At 45.9% G+C, this 19,404-nt stretch carries 14 protein-coding genes and 1 other RNA gene; 8 read left to right on the top strand and 7 right to left on the bottom strand.

The features are described 5' to 3' along the window. Window positions 1-15 precede the first annotated feature (15 nt). Both ACFFJH_RS00490 and ACFFJH_RS00485 read left to right on the top strand, forming a co-directional pair. Complete coding sequence (locus ACFFJH_RS00490) at window positions 16-873, top strand: enoyl-CoA hydratase/isomerase family protein (protein WP_390209310.1); 858 nt, start codon at window positions 16-18, stop codon at window positions 871-873. Between the two features lie 59 nt (window positions 874-932). After that, the gene (locus tag ACFFJH_RS00485; protein WP_390209309.1) at window positions 933-2,450 is read left to right on the top strand and encodes a malonate--CoA ligase; all 1,518 of its coding nucleotides are present in this window, start codon (window positions 933-935) and stop codon (window positions 2,448-2,450) included. A 3-nt stretch (window positions 2,451-2,453) separates the two neighbouring features. Here the strand turns inward: ACFFJH_RS00485 and ACFFJH_RS00480 are convergent, their stop codons facing one another. Next, a complete protein-coding gene (locus ACFFJH_RS00480) occupies window positions 2,454-2,912 on the bottom strand; it encodes an EVE domain-containing protein (protein WP_390209307.1) in 459 nt (152 codons plus the stop codon). A 289-nt stretch (window positions 2,913-3,201) separates the two neighbouring features. Here ACFFJH_RS00480 and ACFFJH_RS00475 point away from each other — a divergent pair, with 289 nt between their 5' ends. After that, window positions 3,202-3,606: an MbcA/ParS/Xre antitoxin family protein gene (locus tag ACFFJH_RS00475; protein ID WP_390209306.1), complete on the top strand. Its 405-nt coding sequence runs from the start codon at window positions 3,202-3,204 to the stop codon at window positions 3,604-3,606. A 61-nt stretch (window positions 3,607-3,667) separates the two neighbouring features. After that, a complete protein-coding gene (locus ACFFJH_RS00470; RefSeq protein WP_390209304.1) occupies window positions 3,668-4,381 on the top strand; it encodes an RES family NAD+ phosphorylase in 714 nt (237 codons plus the stop codon). 161 nt (window positions 4,382-4,542) lie between these two features. Here ACFFJH_RS00470 and ACFFJH_RS00465 read toward each other — a convergent pair whose 3' ends face one another. Continuing rightward, complete coding sequence (locus ACFFJH_RS00465) at window positions 4,543-5,775, bottom strand: MFS transporter (RefSeq protein ID WP_390209303.1); 1,233 nt, start codon at window positions 5,773-5,775, stop codon at window positions 4,543-4,545. 327 nt (window positions 5,776-6,102) lie between these two features. Between ACFFJH_RS00465 and ACFFJH_RS00460 the strand changes: the two genes are divergently transcribed. Then, window positions 6,103-6,774, top strand: coding sequence for a TetR/AcrR family transcriptional regulator (locus tag ACFFJH_RS00460; protein WP_390209302.1), 672 nt, complete (start codon window positions 6,103-6,105; stop codon window positions 6,772-6,774). A 457-nt stretch (window positions 6,775-7,231) separates the two neighbouring features. Beyond that, window positions 7,232-8,902, top strand: coding sequence for a methyl-accepting chemotaxis protein (locus tag ACFFJH_RS00455; RefSeq protein ID WP_390209301.1), 1,671 nt, complete (start codon window positions 7,232-7,234; stop codon window positions 8,900-8,902). 77 nt (window positions 8,903-8,979) lie between these two features. Here ACFFJH_RS00455 and ssrS read toward each other — a convergent pair. The 5 genes from ssrS to ACFFJH_RS00430 form a co-directional block, all read right to left on the bottom strand. Then, window positions 8,980-9,158, bottom strand: a non-coding RNA gene (gene ssrS, locus ACFFJH_RS00450) — 6S RNA. 88 nt (window positions 9,159-9,246) lie between these two features. Beyond that, entirely contained in the window at window positions 9,247-9,573 is a 327-nt protein-coding gene (locus ACFFJH_RS00445; RefSeq protein WP_390209300.1) for a cell division protein ZapA, read from the bottom strand. After that, a complete protein-coding gene (locus tag ACFFJH_RS00440) occupies window positions 9,570-9,782 on the bottom strand; it encodes a DUF904 domain-containing protein (RefSeq protein ID WP_390209299.1) in 213 nt (70 codons plus the stop codon). Before ACFFJH_RS00440 ends, ACFFJH_RS00445 begins: the two co-directional genes overlap by 4 nt. A gap of 182 nt (window positions 9,783-9,964) precedes the next feature. Beyond that, window positions 9,965-13,411, bottom strand: a complete 3,447-nt coding sequence (locus ACFFJH_RS00435; protein WP_390209298.1) for a UvrD-helicase domain-containing protein — start codon at window positions 13,409-13,411, stop codon at window positions 9,965-9,967. Next, window positions 13,411-16,272 (bottom strand): PD-(D/E)XK nuclease family protein, encoded by a 2,862-nt coding sequence (locus ACFFJH_RS00430; protein ID WP_390209297.1) that lies wholly within the window; start codon window positions 16,270-16,272, stop codon window positions 13,411-13,413. The genes ACFFJH_RS00435 and ACFFJH_RS00430 overlap by 1 nt, the downstream gene beginning before the upstream one ends. 361 nt (window positions 16,273-16,633) lie before the next feature. Between ACFFJH_RS00430 and trxA the strand changes: the two genes are divergently transcribed. Both trxA and rho read left to right on the top strand, forming a co-directional pair. Further along, entirely contained in the window at window positions 16,634-16,960 is a 327-nt protein-coding gene (trxA, locus tag ACFFJH_RS00425; RefSeq protein ID WP_390209295.1) for a thioredoxin TrxA, read from the top strand. 221 nt (window positions 16,961-17,181) lie between these two features. Further along, window positions 17,182-18,444, top strand: a complete 1,263-nt coding sequence (rho, locus tag ACFFJH_RS00420; RefSeq protein ID WP_390209294.1) for a transcription termination factor Rho — start codon at window positions 17,182-17,184, stop codon at window positions 18,442-18,444. Window positions 18,445-19,404: the final 960 nt, after the last annotated feature.

The raw sequence follows: 19,404 nt of genomic DNA, 5'->3' as shown, positions 1-19,404 counted from the left end.
ACGGAAGAGAAGCCCATGCCTGATATTCATAATTCACACCTAACTGTGGGCAACACTGCGCCCCAAATAGACGAACAAATAGGTGAACAAGCGATCGAGCAAGGTCAAATTATTTGCGAAACTCAAGATAAGATTGCCTACGTTACGATCTCTAATCCAGAACGACTCAATGCCATCAATATGGCGATGTGGAATGCACTCACTAAGCATTTCACTGAGCTAGATCGCAATACTGAATTACGTTGCATCATCATCCGTGGCGCCAATCGTAATTTTGCGGCAGGTGCCGATGTACAAGAATTTGCTACCGTACGCAATACTTTGGCCGATGGTATGCGTTACCACAATCAAGTGATCGCAGCGGCGCTCAAAGCCATTAGTGAATGCCAACATCCTGTCGTTGCGGCGATTGAGGGCGTATGCGTGGGCGGTGGATTAGAAATCGCAATCGCAAGCGATATTCGTATCGCTGCTCCCAACTCACGATTTGGTATTCCTATTAATAAACTAGGTTTTCCCTTAGCACCACAAGAAATGCAAAGTTTATTAGCCTTGGTTGGCAAGGCAGTCAGCTTAGAAATTTTGCTGGAAGGAAGAATCTTAAATGCCATTGAAGCAAAAAATAAGGGCTTAGTACAAAGGCTTTCCGATAATGTGCCATTAGAAGCTTTAGAAACCGCAGAGAGAATCGCCCGTGGCGCACCGCTGGCTGCTCGTATCAATAAGAAAATCATGCGCCGTCTCAGCTTCATGCCTGCACCACTGACCGAACAAGAACAACTCGATGCCTTCTCTTTTTTGGAAACCAGCGATTATCAAGAAGGCATACTCGGTTTTCTCGCCAAAAAGACGCCAGAATTCACTGGTAAATAGTAGCTTAGCTAACATAATTTAGTGACCGCAATAGCATCAACATTTTTCATTGCTTTTCTATGAACGCCAATCTCTACGCACTATTTTCAGAACATTTCCCGTCAGACTTAAGTCAGTGCTGCATAGAAACGCACGATCGACGCTACTACACCTGGCTTGATGTCGAACGTGCCAGTGCCAAGTTGGCCAATTTACTGTGTAGCCTAGACTTAAGTCCTGGTGCCCGAATCGCGGTTCAGGTAGAAAAATCGCCTGAAGCACTGATTTTGTATCTCGCCACTTTACGCGCTGGCTATATTTTTTTACCGCTAAATACGGCTTACCAGCACGCTGAAATTACCTACTTCATACAAGATGCAGCACCAGAAGTGGTCGTATGTTCTCCGCAAAATTTTGGCTGGGTTTCTCAGATCGCATTTCAATCAGGTAGCCAGCACGTCTTTACTTTAGACGCACCAGCACTGGGAAATAATCGTGGGAGCCTGCTTGATCGTGCCACCCCCATGTCTGACCAATTTATCACGGTACAAAGTCAAGCAGACGATCTAGCGGCAATACTGTACACCTCAGGCACCACAGGACGCAGCAAAGGCGCGATGCTCAGCCATGACAATCTCGCCTCTAATGCGAAAGTGCTAAAAGATGCTTGGGCTTGGCAAGACGGCGATGTGCTGCTGCATGCCCTGCCCTTATTCCATGTACACGGATTATTTGTCGCCTCTCATGGCGCATTACTGAACGGCAGCAAGATGATTTTCTTGCCGAAGTTCGATGCAGATTTGGTGCTTCATTATTTACCACAATCAACGGTGATGATGGGCGTCCCGACCTACTATGTGAGGCTGTTGCAAGACGATAGACTCAATCAAGCGCTGTGCGCCAAGGTTCGACTGTTTATCTCTGGCTCTGCGCCTTTGTTAATGGAGACCTTCCTAGATTTCACGCAACGTACCGGACACACGATCTTGGAACGCTATGGTATGAGCGAGACCACCATGCTAACCTCCAATCCATATACAGGACAACGAAAAGGCGGCACAGTTGGGCTAGCTCTGCCTGGTGTTCAGGTGCGCGTAGTCAATTCTGAAGGAGTCGTTTGTAGCGTCGGTGAGATTGGCGATATCCAAGTCACAGGCCCTAACGTGTTTCAGGGCTACTGGCACATGCCAGAAAAGACCGCCGAGGAATTTACACCGGATGGCTACTTCCGCACCGGCGATGTCGGTAAGTTTGATAGTGGCGGATACTTGAGTATCGTCGGACGCAGCAAGGATTTAATTATTTCGGGTGGCTACAATGTCTACCCAAAAGAAATCGAAAGCGTCATTGACGAAATGCCAGAAGTGCTTGAGTCTGCTGTCATTGGTTTACCACATGCCGATTTTGGTGAAGCAGTTTGCGCCGTGGTTGTTTTAAAGAATACCGCCACGCTAGATTCAGCAACCGTCAGCGCACGCTTAAAATCACAGATCGCGAACTTCAAAGTGCCGAAGCAAGTTTTCTTCGTGAAAGAATTACCAAGAAACACCATGGGGAAAGTACAAAAAAATATCCTCAGGCAGCAGTTCCAAAACTGAGTTTTATTTTTTATCTAAAAGCTTCAGCACGGTTTTCCATTCTACTGCGGTGACGGGAGTAATCGAGAGACGACTCCCTTTCTGCAATACCACCATACTCGCCAAATCTTCATTCGCGCGCATTTCTGCCAAGCTCAGTACACGCGTTTTGCGGATTGCTTTCACATCGACCAAGATCCAACGCGGGTTTTCTGGTGTCGCCTTCGGATCATAATAATGACTGCTCGCATCAAATTGCGTCGCGTCAGGATACGGTGTGCTGGCCACTTCTGCGATCCCGACTACCCCAGGCTCATCACAACTAGAATGGTAAAACAGCACACCATCTCCGACCTGCATTTGATCCCGCATAAAATTACGCGCCTGATAGTTACGCACCCCAAACCAAGGTGCAGCGCCAATACGCAATGCATCGTCAATACTGACTTCGCTGGGTTCAGATTTCATTAGCCAGTATTTCATTTATTGCTCCCGACAAGATAAATAACAGTTTCCGCACATCAATCAGGCCCTTAGGTATGACAGACAATTCTAAAAGGCGATTATAGCGACTCCGATCAAGAAAAATGAGTCGATATCTCCTCGCCCAAATTATTGAGACGACAGATAGAAATACATAAAAAACAATTAAAACACAAACGAAGTGCACCAAAAGAAACAAAATTTGTTTCGATCAAAACAAAATGCTATAGTAGCTCCATATTCATATAGTTTTTTGTCACTGAGCGATTCTTAAGTCCGGAGTACACAAATGCCCATGTTATTACGTCACCCAGAACCACACACGCCCCCATCAGAAGATCGTGGTGCCCTAGCTAAAATGGTCATGACGCTGATGGATCATTGGCAATTATCTACCGAAGATCAAGCCGCCTTATTAGGCATTGCCGCCAGCAATCGCGCCACCTTAACGCGCTATCGTAAAGGCGAAGCAATAGGTACCAATCGCGATCAATATGAACGTGTTGGACATCTGCTTGGCATTCACAAAAATTTACGACTTCTCTTCCCACAAAACCGCGAGCTGGCTTATGCATGGATGACGACTCGCAACCGCGCTTTCGACAATCTGTCGCCCGTTCAAGTGGTACGCGAATGGGGATTTACTGGGCTCTTGATGGTGCGCTCTTACCTTGATCGCGCGCGTGGCATTTAGTTTTTTCCCGCTAGCCTTACCCAATAAAAATTAGAGCTCCCTCATTTGGCCGAAATCTCGCATGCACACTTTATTTTCCAAAGTAAAACTCCACGATGTTCATGAAAATGTCTTTCGCAATATCGTTTCACTACAAGCCTCACAAGATCTATTTGATGACTTAAGCGATGCACCGCAGGATTGGGAATTGGCACAGCAAGTCGAGGAAGAGGTAAAGCCGCCTAGCTATATTTCCACAACGCCCATCATCCACCGACCATTTGAAGACGCACATTGGTTCAATGCGATCACATGGCCTTTTCAACACTGGCAAGCGAGCCGATATTCAGATGGACAATTCGGAGTCTGGTATGGCGCCGAGTCGATAGAAACCAGCGCCTACGAAACGGTCTATCACTGGTACCACGGTTTATTGGCGGACGCCGGTTTTCAAGACCGAGATGTACGAATCGAACGCAAAGTCTACACCGTCGCCTGCGACGCCGCGCTACTCGATTTACGGCCTTTCCACAAAAGCCAAACAGGCTTGATGCACAAAACGGACTACAGCTACACGCAAGCAATAGGCAAACGCTTACATCGAGAGGGACATCCAGGACTCCTCACACATTCAGTGCGCAAGCCATCCGGCGATTGCTACGTGATCTTAAATCCAGACGTACTATCCGATCCGCGGCATTGCTGTTACTTATCCTATCGTCTAGATGGCGATAAGATCTATGTAGAAAAACAAGTGGGTGATAGTTGGTTGGCGATTTCGGTTTCTGGGTTGTGATTGGCTTATTAGGCCACACTAACAAAACACATAGCGATTCGCCAGATCGACGATAAATGCGGGTTGTAGATACCCCAAAAAGACCAACACCAATATCGCCCCAACAAGCAGCGATATCAGTGCATTGCGAATTCGTGGCTTCAATTTCATATCGCGAGATCTTATACAGCGGCGGGTAATTTTGTATCGCGCTCTATTGCGGCTTCGTTAATCGGCAGATTGATCAGTGTGGCGAAAATTCCTAAGCCAATTACGATCACCCATACTGCGTCGTAATTGCCGTTTTTGGTATACATATAACCACCCAACCACGCACCGATGAAGCTGCCTAGTTGGTGCGAAAAGAAAACGAAGCCAGACAGCATGGACAAATATTTCAAACCAAAAATACCTGCAATCACACCATTGGTAAGTGGGACGGTTGATAGCCATAGCAAACCCATCGCTGCTGCAAAAATATACACGCTATAAGTGCTTAAAGGCGCCAGAATAAACAAAGCGATCACAATACTGCGGTTAAGATAAATGCTCGATAACAGGTAACGCTTAGGGAATAATCCACCCAATTTTCCAGCACCATACGATCCAAAAATATTAAATAAGCCAATCAAGGACAAGGCAATCACAGCGACACTAGGATCGGTTATTCCCTTATCTTTCAAATAGGCGGGCATATTCATACCGATAAAAACTAATTGAAATCCACACACAAAATAACCAGCTAGCAGGAGTAGGAATGGCTTATGCGCAAAGGCTTCCCGTACCGCCTCAATCGTACTTTGTTGTGGGCCGGTATCGACTGCGCGCGGCGGCTCTCGTAGCTTCCACGCCATGGGCAACATCACAATTAACATCAAGGCAGCCAGCACGTACAAGGCGTTTTGCCATCCAGCGTGTTGTATCAATTTCTGATCGACCGGCATCATAAAAAACTGACCGAATGAACTAGCGGCCGATGACATCCCAAAAGCCCAAGAACGTTTTGCATCAGGCGCAGTGCGCCCAATGATGCCGCTGACCGCACCAAAGGTGGTACATGCCAAGGCCGCGCCGATCAACACGCCCGATCCAACAATAAATGCCAACGGCTGACTCACTAAGGCCATCCATAACAAACCGAGTGCAAATAAGATTGCGCCTAACACGATAACTTTTGCAGTCCCTAATTTGTCGGCTGCCATACCGGCGAACGGACCAAACACGCCCCACATCAAATTTTGAATTGCGATCGCCATCGAAAAGGTTTCGCGCGTCCAATGATATTCTTGCGAAATCGGCTGCAACCAAAAACCAAATCCATGGCGCACACCCATAGATAATGTTAGAACAAATCCGGTCGCGAATAGAACCGTAGTTAAGTCAGGAGAATTCAATTTTCTCGTAGGATCACTCATGATGCACTTTCAAATAGGCAAAGTCAGATGAGTTTAACGGAATTTGCTTTGATGCGTGGTATTGATGAATTTTATTGATGGATTTTATTGCGCTCATTTTCACGGCTAATCATCTGTCTCTACACGTACCAGAAAGAATCCATCGATATCAAAAAGTTCAGTAACTTATCAAAGCTAAGTTGATCCCGAACTTAAGTCCGATATTGAATTTAAATGCATAAAATGCCTCACTTGCATTAAAATTTCTCATCCCCATGGCATTAGTATACATTTGTATTCTTGCTGCCAGCACTCAACACTTGCACCAAACATCTGCACTCATCACATATGGATCAACTCGCTATCACGCCACCACTAAAAAGAAGAAGCGCTCGTCACAGCAACCAAGAAAATCAAAAACAGCTAAGAGAGAAAATCATTCAAGTCGCAACCACGATATATAAGCGTGATGGAATTGAGGCGCTGACCATGCGTTCAGTCGCGAAACAAGTCGGCATGTCAGCCATGGGTTTGTATTATTACTTTAATGACAAGTCAGAACTCTTAGTTGCCTTGTGGGATAGCATACTAGATGACCTACACATACAGGTTGCGCGGGCGATTGACGGTGCGGGTAGTGCTCGTGAACGTCTGCGTTTAAGTATTGATGCCAACTTGAGTTATTGGGAGGCGCATCCAGAAAATTTTCGCTTAGTATATATGTCTGAGCAAACCGTACGCGGCGAACATAGCCAAAAATTGACCATGTCTTGCAGCTACCAAAATGTGATTTCCATTGCATTGCCATTGATAGAACAGGTAGCAATTGAAATTAACGGCGATCTACGTCAAGCGCCGTTAGCAAGAGATCTGCGTTTGAGTTTAATGGTAGGTTTTTTACACTCAGCATTAATCAATGTCCGCTATCCGTGGATAGATTTAGCCAAATTGCGCGCACATGCGATTGAATCAATCGCCATCGCCGTTGAACACTGTTTGGCACAGAATTTGCATGAATAATTAAAAAATCAAAACATAGTCCATATAAACGCCACTTGCCCTGTCCCTAGGTAAATTTGATATGTACAACGTAGTGTGCTCAAAGCAATCGCTCTACTTAGCATCACTTCTGAAAAAATAACGTACATAGAAATATCTCAAGTTTGATTTATATCAAGCTCAAAAAGAGACGCATAAAAACTTTCACAAGAAAATTAACCTATGCTTTACGTGTAAGTTACATGTTCACAAAATAATCTAACAATAAATATTTTTAAAATAAAAACAAACCACTTACTATTTCCATACAAAACAAAAAAAAAAGCGCAGGCACGCCCTAGCAATCTCAAGAAGTCGATCAAGCTATAACTAAGACATAAATTTAAGCTTCCTCTATGTAAATAGCGGGAAAAGTATTTTCCAATACTTTGTTTTATTTTTTATAGATGGTGAACACTTACATTTGAGGAAGTCTGAAATGAGATTAAATACGCCTGTTACTCAAAATGAACATGACATCAGTGATTCTGACTCAATCGTTTCCACCACTGATTTGCAGGGCAATATAACTTATGCCAATCCCTATTTTATCGAAGTCAGCGGATTTACCGAAGATGAACTAATTGGCGCTCCGCAAAATATTGTGCGGCATCCAGATATGCCGATCGAAGCATTCGCAGATCTGTGGGATACCATTAAATCAGGGTTGCCTTGGACTGGTGTCGTCAAAAACCGCTGTAAAAATGGCGACTATTATTGGGTATATGCCAATGTCACGCCAGTCATAGAAAATGGCAAAGCAACTGGCTATATGTCGGTCAGAACCAAACCCAGCGTTGCGCAAATTCGTCAAGCTGAACAACTATATAAAGAGCTAAAAGAGGGCAATCCAAATCGTTTGCAGTTACGCCAGGGTAACGTAGTCAAATCTAACCTACTCACTAAATTTAATGCGCTAATTAACTTCAGCATAAGTCAAAGAATCGCCGTTAATGTTGGACTCCTCTTGCTCGCCATCGGCTGCTTATTTGCCAACATGTTGCTATCCCAAGCTAAACCCTTTTTGAGTAACACCAACATGGCAGTCATACTTGGTCTTGCTTTCGTCAATACTGCATATCTTTGGTATAGCTTTCAAATAGCCGTGGTACGTCCTAGTCAACAAGCCTTAAGCGCTGCAAAAATCATGGCTGGCGGCGATCTCACCGCAAAAATTGAAACCGATCGAACAGATGAATTAGGCCAAGTGCTCAGAATGTTGCGTCAAGTCAAAGTTAATTTGCACTCGATTGTCGGAGACGTGCGAAAAAATTCTGAACATATACGTGTAGCAACCCAAGAAATAGCAGCCGGCAACATGGAGCTGTCAGGCAGAACCGAATCCCAAGCTTCGTCTTTAGAGGAAACCGCCGCAAGCATGGAAGAATTTGCCTCAACCGTCTCACAAAATACCGACAATGCGAATATTGCTAGCACGATGGCACACGATGCCTTACGCATTGCCGATCAAGGTGGTACGGTCACAAAACAAATGGTAGAAACCATGGAGGATATCAATCTCTTTTCAAAACGTATGATCGACATCACCGGAATAATCGAAGGAATCGCATTTCAAACCAATATTCTTGCACTCAATGCCGCAGTGGAGGCAGCGCGGGCGGGAGAACAAGGACGCGGATTCGCGGTCGTAGCGTCCGAAGTTCGCAGCCTGGCACAACGCAGTGCCGCCGCAGCGAAAGAAATAAAACAGCTAATTGATACCTCAGTAGAGAAAATCCATGCGGGTACCAATCTGACGGCACAGGCTGGCAATGCGATGAAAGAAATCTTAGGATCAACCAATAAAGTTAGTGGGATTATGAATGAGATTGCCTCCGCATCTCGTGAACAAAGTGCTGGCATTATTCAGGTAAACGAAGCTATTACTTTGATGGATACGGTCACCCAGCAAAATGCGGCGTTAGTAGAAGAAGCAGCCGCGGCTGCGGGCAGTCTGAGCCTGCAAACCCAGACCTTGGTCAAAGCGTTGTCGGTGTTTAAGCTAGAACATGGCGCTCAACATTCACCAGTGCAGGTAGATGCCGCAAAATCGCGCCGCCCTGCGGCCTTGTCGCAACGCACTCCCACGTCGCGAGCGCTGCTGACCTAGTGCGCCTTGAGCTCAAACAAGTAGGCACAAAAAAAGCACTTATCAAATTTGATAAGTGCTTTTTTCTACAAATGAATTAAGTTCCCACCAGTGCCGCTATGCCGGCATCCTGAACCCGGCGGTTCAAGTCGGCCATGGTCAGTTCAAATCGGGTTCATCGGACATAAGCGACGCTCACGCCATTGAACAATTTCCACAGCCTATGCACATAAATGGTTCAAGGAATATATGGCACTGGCGAACACGGCAGGAGAGCGTAGTTTACTCCTTATTTATCGCTTCATCAGCAAAATTTCACAAAATTTTTTTGATTTTTTGATTGAATTAAACAATAAAACGCACGCTTAAAATAGATTCTCTTGTGGAGTTAGTGCCTGATCAATCGTATCGCTCATCGCCACAATTTTTTGTTTCACTTCACCTATGCTTAAACCTGAGAGTGGTCCATCGTGCGCTTTGGTTGCAAGCAGATCGATCGCCATACTTAATGCGGCCATGACTGCAATCCTGTCAGTGCCTTTTACTTTGGATGCATCACGAATACTGGACATCTTTTCATCAAGATAAGATGCAGCCTGTTGCAAGGCACGGTCTTCACCTTCTTTACATGACAACTTATACGTTTGTCCCATGATGTTGACATCAATTTGTATCGCTTTAGCTTCACTCATGCTACATCCTTCATATCATCAGCTGGTAATTGCGCAAGAATAGCTTCCACTCGTCCGTGCGCCTCTTGCACGCGCTCACGCAGCTCTTTATTTTCAGAAGCGAGATCAACTGCTGTACGACGCAGCGCTGCATTTTCCAAACGCAGGGTTTGGGCCAGCTCTGCTAAGCGGTTCACCTTTTCAGCGAGTAGTTCAAATTCAGAAATCATGTTGGCAAATTCTTGGCAAATAGTACAAAAAAATAGATTACAAAAATTAATTAAGGCGGGTCAAAGCAAGATCAGCTTCGAAAGCAAAATGTTTTTAATTATAAGGGGTATTTCCCTACAATTGTGCTGCTTAGTTCATTGGCTTTATCGCTGAATTCTCAAACACGGCGCTTACACTACTACTAGGCAACTAATCCCTGCTCTGTTAATTCCACCAAACGACCATCACCCAAAATCAAAGCAGTTTTGATCGTTTTCATAGGATAAATAGCTTTTAAGGCTTGTTGATATATCGCCAATTGAGCTCGATAAGCAGGTTCTTGGTTCGTAGACAATTGACGTTTGTAATCCAAAATCCATACGGTATCGGACGACACAACCAGCCTATCCAAGCGCAAAATTTGTTGCTGAAACACGATATCCATTTCATTTCTGGCGTAATCAAATTGGCGCGCATCAAAAAATTGCTGTAGTTGCGGATTTTTAAAAATCGCCAGCGCTTGCTCCCGCACCAACTTCGCCACCGATAATGCACATGGCAGCCAAGAAGAAATCACTTCGGCTGTCGGCACTTTTATCGGCCAAGAATTATTTTCAATGTCGGTCAATCGTTCCATTAAAGCGTGTAATGCAATGCCTTCAATTTGCTCTGCGCTCTGGGTAGGTGATGGCGCCGACATGGGTAAGGACAAATCAGGTGGCGTAAACATTGGAAGCGTAAAAAACTCTTGCGCCTCGTTCGAATCACTCGAGTTTTGTGCAATCACCTCCGCTTCATCCAAATGCGTAAATCGCTGATACCAACTACCCTGCTGCACGCCCGGATGCTCGCTCATTTTGTCTGCGGCTTTATCACTGGCGATGCCGCTCACGATAAGAACTTGCTTAGCCCGAGTGACGGCGACATACAGCAAGTTCCAATTTTCTTGCTCGGCTTGTTCATCTTCGGCTTTAAATAAGTCGTCGCGTGCAGCACCGCGTTCATCTTTTTTACCAAAGGCAGAAAAATGTTTCTCGCCACCTTCGTGCAAAGGCCACGCACACAAAATACCCATATTATCTTTGGCAGCATCGCTATGGTTAGCATCAAGCATAGCAACTACTTTAGCTTCTAAGCCTTTGGCACTATGTATCGTCAAAATACGCACGGCGTCGATACCGCTACCGATATTCGATTCATCTGGTGCGTCGTTTTCTGCGCCTTTATCAAATTCTTTTAAAGCCGCAATAAATTTAGGCAGACTAGGATAACGTCCACCGTCCATATTGAGTGCCAATTCAGTGAACGCTGTGATATTGCCGATGATCTGCGAACGATTCGTGGCGGGTGCGGCTTGTGCATAGCGTTGTACTAAGTCACCTTGATGCAATATACGATCTAGCAAATCGTGTACGGGTAAGTCATGCGCAGCCTGCATCCAGATTTGCAGCAAAGGTTCTGCGCGCACCAAAGCCGCTGCTGTGGTTTCAGTCTCTCTCACAAGACTTTGTAGGCGTTTCCACCACGAGGTTTCGCTACGTTGCGCTAAGCCGATTAAATCCTCATCACTAGCGCCAAACATCGGTGATTTCAAAATATGAGCTAGTGCGCGATTATCACCCGGCGTGATCAAGAAGTTCAGCAAGGCGATCAAATCCGCAATCTCTAATGTGGAAAGCAAGCCACCACGACGATTTGAGACAAAGGGAATACCCGCTTCACGCAGTGCTTTTTCGTACTGGGCCAGATTACTACGGCGGCGCACTAACAACATCACATCTGACCAGCGCAAACTACTTTGAGCCGGCGATTGAAACTCAGCGCGCAATTGCAATAAAGCTTGCGCTAATTGTTGTCCTTCTTGATACCGTCTAAGGTCGTCTTCCTCCTCGGCGGGCGTAGTCAAAGGATCGCGCAAAGGGAAAGGATTACTTGAGCTATCTTCTTCCTTTTCAGAGCCGCGAATCAAAGGCAAGCGTAATACGGTTCCTGTCATCGTCGCCGCAGTCGTTTGCGCAGAATAGATAGGATTACCTATCATCGCCTGATTCAATACGTCGACAATAATCGGTGCATTTCTGCGCGTTTGATTAGTACGTAAAATTGCCGCCCCTTGCGCCGCCAGCAGCTCACGCGCAGCGACAAAGACACGCGGATCAGCCCGGCGGAAACGATAAATCGACTGTTTAGGATCGCCCACAATAAACACCGTAGGTCGTGCTGCATCGGCACCATAGGCATCGAGCCATGCACTGATGATATTCCATTGCAAAGGGTTGGTATCTTGAAATTCGTCTAGCAAAATATGCTTATAGCGCGCATCCAAACGACCATGCAAATAGGCCGCAAATTCATCATGACTCAGGAGACGATAGGCTTGCCACTCTAGATCTGCAAAATCAAGCGCACGCTGCTCCGCTTTTAAGCTTTGATAACAGTCCAGATAGGTCTGGCCGACCACAAATAAGGCTTCATTTAAACGCAACACGGAAGCTTCTTTACTTCGCTTTTCCAAGACCTTAAGCGTTTCTGCGATGGCATTACATTCATCGTGAAACGCATCTTCATTATCTGCGCCTAACCATGCTGCAATTGCCAAACTTAAAGCCTTGGTTTTACGATTCTTTCTATTGGTGCCGTCTGCACCATAAAACTCATTTGTTAATGCTGCAAAATGCTCAAGATCGGCCGCCTCACCTCGCTCTAGTGCCTGCAGCGCCGCAGTCAAAGCAGTCTCAATCGCCACGCCGCGCTTCTGATTTTCTGGGCTACCCTTACCTAAACAAATACCAACTTGTTGTATGCGTTCGATTAACGCATGATCTTGCCAAACGCGCAGGCGCGCGTCGAATTGCGCATCTTCACCCATCAAATCCAGCAAATATTGCAGCGGCGCTTGCGCCGATTGATTTTGCGTCACCGCCCACCATTCAGCTCGCTTATCGATAAAAGCATCGAGCATCGCCTTAGCGTTAAAATCACCAAGCTCTTCATATAGGTACAAAAGTTGCTGTTTGATACTGATAGGTTCAGACTCATCGCCATCGACTATGTCCTTAGCACTATCCTTAGCTGTCGCATCGGTTGCCGTCTGCATACCGATTTGCAGCATTAACTGTCCCCAAGCTTCACGCTGCAAACTGCCAGTCGCCTCAAGTAAAGTAAATCCATGGGGCACGCCAGATGCTAAAGGCGCTAATTGCAATAAACGTCCGAACCAGCTATGAAAGGTATCCATAGACAAGCCTTGCGGATTACTCAATAAATTTTCATACAGCCTACGGGAGCGTGGCAAACAAGTCGATAGATCTTGCTCCAGCACACCGCGTTCGCGCAGAATAGTCGAAGCGTCAGCATCATTCGCCAACGCTAATTCCGCCAACAATTCCATCAATCGATGACGCATCTCCTGCGCGGCTTTGCGAGTAAAGGTGATCGCTAATAATTCTGCGGGTTCTGCGCCATCCAATAACAGGCGCAACATCCTAGCCACCAACAACCAGGTTTTACCGCTGCCTGCACAGGCTTCCACCACGACTGAGCGATGTGGATCGCAGGCTGTCGCCGTAAATTGCGCAGCGTCTACTGCATGTCCATTGAGTTCATACGCCTGTGCTGCATTAGCTTGGGAGAGTGAGAGCGAATTCATTACCACGCTCCTTTACGACACAGACCACGCACATCACAGTATTGACAAACACTTTCCACCCCTTGCGCTGGCAAAGCGGCACCATGCTGTATCGCTTGCATATTGTTTCGTATCGCTTGTTCCAATTCAAATTTCCATACCTTGTATTCTTGCGCCTCGACAGCACCTGTTTTTTCACGTTCTAATTCTAGGGCAACATAACTTGCGGTATCCGGTGCATCTAACAATAGCGTAGTAAGCTCGTCCGTAGATGTATCTTCGTCCGTCGTTGGTTCAATCACCGGTTGCAATAGACCGTAAAAAGCCAGCTGATGATCGTCAAAATATTTCAAACGTGTTTTAAGTGAACTCTTCGTTTTCGTTTTGTAATCAAGTACCGCGCGTTCAACTTCGCCATTCTCTAACTGGCGCTCATCAATACGATCAACTCTTCCCCGCAATTTAATTTGACCATCATCCCATTGCAATTGCGCTTCCGCCCACACTTCACCAAAAGCAAATTGCCAACCATCGGCCTCATGCTGATTGGCCCATTCCACATAAGCAGGAATCACTTTACGCCAGCGCACGCTGTAACCTAGAGCGGCTGGGCTATGTTTCAACACACGGTTAAACCAAGTATCTGAAATCGCCTGCAACAAACCAACACGATCCGCAGTCAAAGCGAGCTGATCCTTCTTTAGTTGATCATGATAGAACTTCAAAATGGCGTGCAGCCAATCACCGTAGTCACGTTTTTCAGGCATATCCGACAATTCATCAATCGCCGCCAGCTTCAACATGCGCCCTGCGAAAAATTGATAAGGACAGGCAATCAAACTACTCAAACCACTCGCCGATAAAGTAGTCGGCATTAAAGCCGCGGCACTTGGCTTTGGTTGTAAATTGATCTGCGTTCGCAAACGATGTTCTGACAAAGGCAAAATATCATTGCTAAGCATCGCCAGATTTTGGCGCGCCAAAGATAAATTTACTTGTTCAATCCAGGGACTAACCGCGTTCAGTTCGCCATTAATTTGCGACTGCCACGACAAAACCACTTCGGTATTCGACAAAATGAGTTCAGCAAAATCTCTTTGCTGTTGCAACTGTCTTTCCTCGCGTGTCACCAAACCACATTCGCGCCGAACCGCATTGGTAAAAAACAGCGTTTCCTGCGCTTTCGAAGGTAAATGCTTAGCATCGCCACCGATCAGATAGACGGCATCAAAATGACGCAACCGCGCACCGTTTAAAGGCAGCATCACCACGCGTTGATCGACTTGTTCTAATTTAAACGGGGTTGCTTCCATTTGTAGATTAATGAAAGCACGCCATTCAGAAAAACTAAAATGCGTATCTAAACTATGACAATCAGAACCCAAGGTCTGCAACATCTGCAACACCTGTGCACCAGCCACATCTTGTTGCAACAAGTCTTGCATACCCAACTCATCAAAACTTTGCAGACTAATCGCGGTCCAATCCTTCAAACTACGGCGTGCAGCACTAGCGCTGCTGACATAACTGTGAGCCAGTCGCGCAATCGTTGCCACCCACGGACGTGCCTGGGGTTGGCGTTCCAACGTGGACAGAACCGCATCCCAACCACCGACCACATTATTGCGACGCAAAGCCAGCTCGATCTCCATAATGAGATCGGCTTTATCAACAGATTCTGATAAAGCGAGATCAGCGGAATCTATCGATTCCAGTTGGCAAGGCAAAAACGGGGATTTCAGAAAATCCAATAGAGCGATGGTATCGGCGCGCGTTGCCAGCATTTCAAACCAAGCGGCCAAAGCGGCTGCCGCGCGCGTGGTAGAAAGTTTCCAACCGGTTTCATCCGCAACGATCACATTGGCTCGCTCTAACAAAGCACGTAAGCGCCGCGACACCACTCGATCTTGCGCGATCACAGCAATTTTTTGTTTCCCAGCTTGTAGCCATTGCACGATCATTTGTGCAGCCTGCTCCGCTTCTTGTTCCAAACTATGCAGCTCACACAGACGCAAGCGTTGCCAATCAAATGTTACTGGGGACATCGATTTAGCGTCAATGACCTCTGATGAACATAGATCGTGCCAAGCTAAACGCATGGCTTCAGGCACGGCGGCTGCCTGCCAATCAATACTGTACAAATGGACTTGCTTACGCTGCTGATACATAGTCAGGAACGCCTCTTCCAAGGCGTTCGGCAAGGTCGGTGCAATCCAAAACAACTCCGTACTAGCATTCTGCGCAAGCCGCATCATGTGCTGAAACTCTTGTACCGTTTTATCATGCTGGTCTAGCTGACCTTGCCATAAGGCCCATACCAATTGAGTTTCATCTGAAACGATTTCATGCACAGGTAATGGCAATTGTGCCAGCGCCTCATGCCAAGTATCGCGCATATTCTCAGCATGAATCTTGTATCGGCTGTCCAGTACCTTGGGTAACCAAATCTGGGTCAACTCATCTGACAAGGTCAACAAAGTTTGAGCCAGTGGCAATAAATCGGTATTGCGTTTCGCGCCGAATAATTTCTTTAACCACGCATGCTGTCGCAATTCAGAATATAAACGCATCAAGCGTTCACTATTCGCAGTCGCAGCCACACTGTGCGGTGCTTGCATACCGAGCCAGGCGAACATCGTTTGTATGCGAGGAGGAATAAAATGGCCATCTAACTCCTGACTTAAAGCGCGCAACAATAAATGCGCATGTTCAAAAGTCGGTACAACCACTCTCACATCAGAAAAATCATTACTCTGCGTTGCCTCCAAGCTCGCAAATAAATCGACAGGCATTTGCGCTTGACGGCGTGCTTGTATAAATTCACAGGCAACGTGATTCCAAAACTGTGCAGAAACGGGGATGAGTCGAGTAATGATTGCCATTGATTGCGATTGAATTTAATAGTAAGGATTTATCAGTGCGAAGTGAGTGCAAAGTAAGCTTCGCCGTGTTGCGGTTAAAATCTGATCAAGCATTTTATGCGAGCACCACTAGAAAATGCTGTGAGAATGAGGAAAAATCAGTAAATAAGCCACCTTTTTAAAAATAGGGTATTATTTATCACTGTGTTTATTAGTGTATTTATTACTGTTAACGCCGCAATAATTCGTGAAAGTGTTCTCGCCCGATAGAAATGACAAAAAGGCGCACTTGAAATAGGCGGAAATACCCCAAAGTTTAATCCCTGATTTAATTTATTCAACACCCACCCTTTTACAGATTAACCAGAATAACGAGAATTCTATGAGCGACAATATCATTTATGTAAGCGATGCATCCTTCGAAGCCGATGTATTAAAATCTGACAAACCAGTCTTGGTAGACTTTTGGGCTGAATGGTGCGGTCCTTGTAAGATGATTGCACCAATTTTAGAAGAAGTTGCCAAAGAATATGGCGGTAAAATCACAATCGCTAAAATGGACGTCGATGCGAATCAAGCCGTACCAGCAAAATTCGGCATTCGCGGCATTCCAACCTTGATTTTGTTCAAAAACGGTGAAGCCGCCGCACAAAAGGTTGGCGCGCTGGCAAAAGGTCAATTAACGGCCTTTATTGATAGCAATATTTAAGTTACTATCCTGCTGTAGATTATTATTTCAGACGATGTTACAAGAAAATTTTTACATCGTCTGAATTAAGTCTTACAATATACTCAAATTAAAGTAGCAAACCCAATATAAGTAGCGACCGGAATCAAACCCGCTCTGCAGTTTTCTAATCATCCAGTAGTTCATTTTTTCACTTCTGTTCACTCCCCCACCACACACTCCCATCTCGGGACACTCACAACATGCATTTATCTGAATTAAAGGCCTTACACGTCTCCGCACTGTTAGAAATGGCCATTGGTCTCGATATCGATAACGCTGCGCGTATGCGTAAGCAAGAATTGATGTTCGCGATCTTGAAAAAGCGCGCCAAAGGCGGCGAACAAATTTTTGGCGATGGCGCACTCGAAGTCTTACCAGATGGTTTTGGCTTTTTGCGCTCGCCTGATGCCAGTTACATGGCATCCACCGACGATATTTATATCTCCCCTTCACAGATCCGCCGTTTCAATTTGCACACCGGCGACTCGATTGAAGGTGAAGTCAGAACACCCAAAGATGGCGAACGTTACTTCGCCTTGGTCAAAGTGGACAAGGTCAACGGCGAAGCGCCAGAGATGTCCAAACATCGTATTCTGTTTGAAAACTTAACCCCGCTGCACCCAAACAAACTCTTACAATTAGAGCGCGACATGCGTGGCGAAGAGAACACGACAGGTCGTATCATCGACTTGATCGCGCCTATCGGTAAAGGTCAACGCGGTTTATTAGTTGCCTCCCCCAAGTCGGGTAAATCTGTCATGTTGCAGCACGTTGCGCATGCCATCACGACCAATCATCCAGACGTCACCATGATCGTTTTGTTGATCGACGAACGCCCAGAAGAAGTCACCGAAATGCAACGTTCGGTACGTGGCGAAGTGGTCGCATCAACTTTCGACGAACCAGCAACACGCCACGTACAAGTGGCTGAAATGGTTTTAGAAAAAGCCAAGCGCTTAGTCGAAATGAAAAAAGATGTGGTGATTTTGTTAGATTCCATCACCCGCCTAGCTCGTGCCTACAACACAGTGATCCCAGCTTCCGGCAAAGTCTTAACAGGTGGTGTCGATGCCAACGCATTGCAACGCCCAAAACGCTTCTTCGGTGCAGCACGTAATGTAGAAGAAGGTGGCTCCTTAACGATTATCGCCACTGCCTTGATCGAAACCGGTAGCCGTATGGATGACGTGATCTACGAAGAATTCAAAGGCACAGGTAATATGGAAGTGCATTTGGAACGTCGTTTGGCAGAGAAACGTACTTACCCAGCAATCAACCTGAACAAGTCCGGCACACGTCGCGAAGAGTTGTTGATCAAGCCTGATCAACTACAAAAAATCTGGATCTTGCGTAAGCTCTTGTACGGCATGGATGAGATTGAGGCGATGGAATTCATCTTGGATAAGATGAAGGCGACTAAGAACAACGCGGAGTTTTTTGAAATGATGCGTCGTGGTGGATAATTAATATTCACAGATTGTGTCGTCTTCAAAAAAGCCGAACTTTTGTTCGGCTTTTTTGTTTTTCTAGCGACAATCGTAAATCCGTTGGTTTGGAGTTTGGTTTTGAAGTGGCTTTTGATCTTCAACAAGTTTAGATTTCCCTAAGCATTCAAATCATTATCCTTCTATTCCATTTTCCCAAAGAATCAACCTTCACAGGTCGGGTGTGGCCCGACAGCCAATCACCTTTTTTGCTTCGCCAAAAAAGGTGATCCAAAAAAGGCGACCGTAGACTCGCCCTTCGGGTGCTTACGCTTCGCTTCAGCATAATTTGTGTCTCACAAAAAATGGGAAAGTGTTGAAACTCGCTGCGCTCAAACACAACACTTTCTTATCCATTTTCTGTGAGGCACAAATTACATCGTCTCGAACGGGGTAGGTCAAAGTCAAAAGCAAAGTCAAAAACAACAGCAACACCAAAACAAGCAGCCTCAATGGTTGGGTATTTTTTTCTAACCATCGTAACCCTTGGTTTTGAATTTGCTTTTGCGCTGCCAGCAAACCTATCGGTAGGTTGGCGCTGAGCAAAGCGAAGTCCAACAACAGTTGCGACTATCGAATAATGCTGGGCTTAGCAGCGCCAGCCTACGGGCTAGCCGTTCTAGGTTGTTGATTTTGATTTTGATTTTGCTTTTGGTTTGATTTTGACCTTTACCCACTTCTGACACTGCCAATTGTGCAGGACAGAAAATGGATAAAGAAAGCCTTGTGTTTGAGCGTAGCGAGTTTCAAGGCTTTCCCATTTTTTGTCCCGCACAATTGGGAAGCCGAAGGCCAGTGGCAGCGTGGTCGCCTTTTTTGAGTTACCTTTTTTGGCGAAGCAAAAAAGGTAACTAGCTGTCGGTCTACCACCGACCTGTAAACATCAAAATTAGCCTTAAACCATTTACCACGGAAGTTTAGATGTAACCGAACAATCAC

This window comes from Affinundibacterium danionis (genome assembly GCF_042432465.1).
In the GTDB taxonomy this organism is placed as follows: domain Bacteria; phylum Pseudomonadota; class Gammaproteobacteria; order Burkholderiales; family Burkholderiaceae_D; genus Undibacterium; species Undibacterium danionis.
The sequence above is the reverse complement of the archived record's forward strand: the minus strand, read 5'-3'. Positions and strand labels throughout refer to the sequence as shown.

Excerpts from the sequence above, each read along its gene's own strand:
- ACFFJH_RS00490 (WP_390209310.1), top strand. The coding sequence starts at position 16 with ATGCCTGATATTCATAATTCACACCTAACTGTGGGCAACACTGCGCCC.
- ACFFJH_RS00485 (WP_390209309.1), top strand. The coding sequence starts at position 933 with ATGAACGCCAATCTCTACGCACTATTTTCAGAACATTTCCCGTCAGAC.
- ACFFJH_RS00480 (WP_390209307.1), bottom strand. The coding sequence starts at position 2,912 with ATGAAATACTGGCTAATGAAATCTGAACCCAGCGAAGTCAGTATTGAC.
- ACFFJH_RS00475 (WP_390209306.1), top strand. The coding sequence starts at position 3,202 with ATGCCCATGTTATTACGTCACCCAGAACCACACACGCCCCCATCAGAA.
- ACFFJH_RS00470 (WP_390209304.1), top strand. The coding sequence starts at position 3,668 with ATGCACACTTTATTTTCCAAAGTAAAACTCCACGATGTTCATGAAAAT.
- ACFFJH_RS00465 (WP_390209303.1), bottom strand. The coding sequence starts at position 5,775 with ATGAGTGATCCTACGAGAAAATTGAATTCTCCTGACTTAACTACGGTT.
- ACFFJH_RS00460 (WP_390209302.1), top strand. The coding sequence starts at position 6,103 with ATGGATCAACTCGCTATCACGCCACCACTAAAAAGAAGAAGCGCTCGT.
- ACFFJH_RS00455 (WP_390209301.1), top strand. The coding sequence starts at position 7,232 with ATGAGATTAAATACGCCTGTTACTCAAAATGAACATGACATCAGTGAT.
- ACFFJH_RS00445 (WP_390209300.1), bottom strand. The coding sequence starts at position 9,573 with ATGAGTGAAGCTAAAGCGATACAAATTGATGTCAACATCATGGGACAA.
- ACFFJH_RS00440 (WP_390209299.1), bottom strand. The coding sequence starts at position 9,782 with ATGATTTCTGAATTTGAACTACTCGCTGAAAAGGTGAACCGCTTAGCA.
- ACFFJH_RS00435 (WP_390209298.1), bottom strand. The coding sequence starts at position 13,411 with ATGAATTCGCTCTCACTCTCCCAAGCTAATGCAGCACAGGCGTATGAA.
- ACFFJH_RS00430 (WP_390209297.1), bottom strand. The coding sequence starts at position 16,272 with ATGGCAATCATTACTCGACTCATCCCCGTTTCTGCACAGTTTTGGAAT.
- trxA (WP_390209295.1), top strand. The coding sequence starts at position 16,634 with ATGAGCGACAATATCATTTATGTAAGCGATGCATCCTTCGAAGCCGAT.
- rho (WP_390209294.1), top strand. The coding sequence starts at position 17,182 with ATGCATTTATCTGAATTAAAGGCCTTACACGTCTCCGCACTGTTAGAA.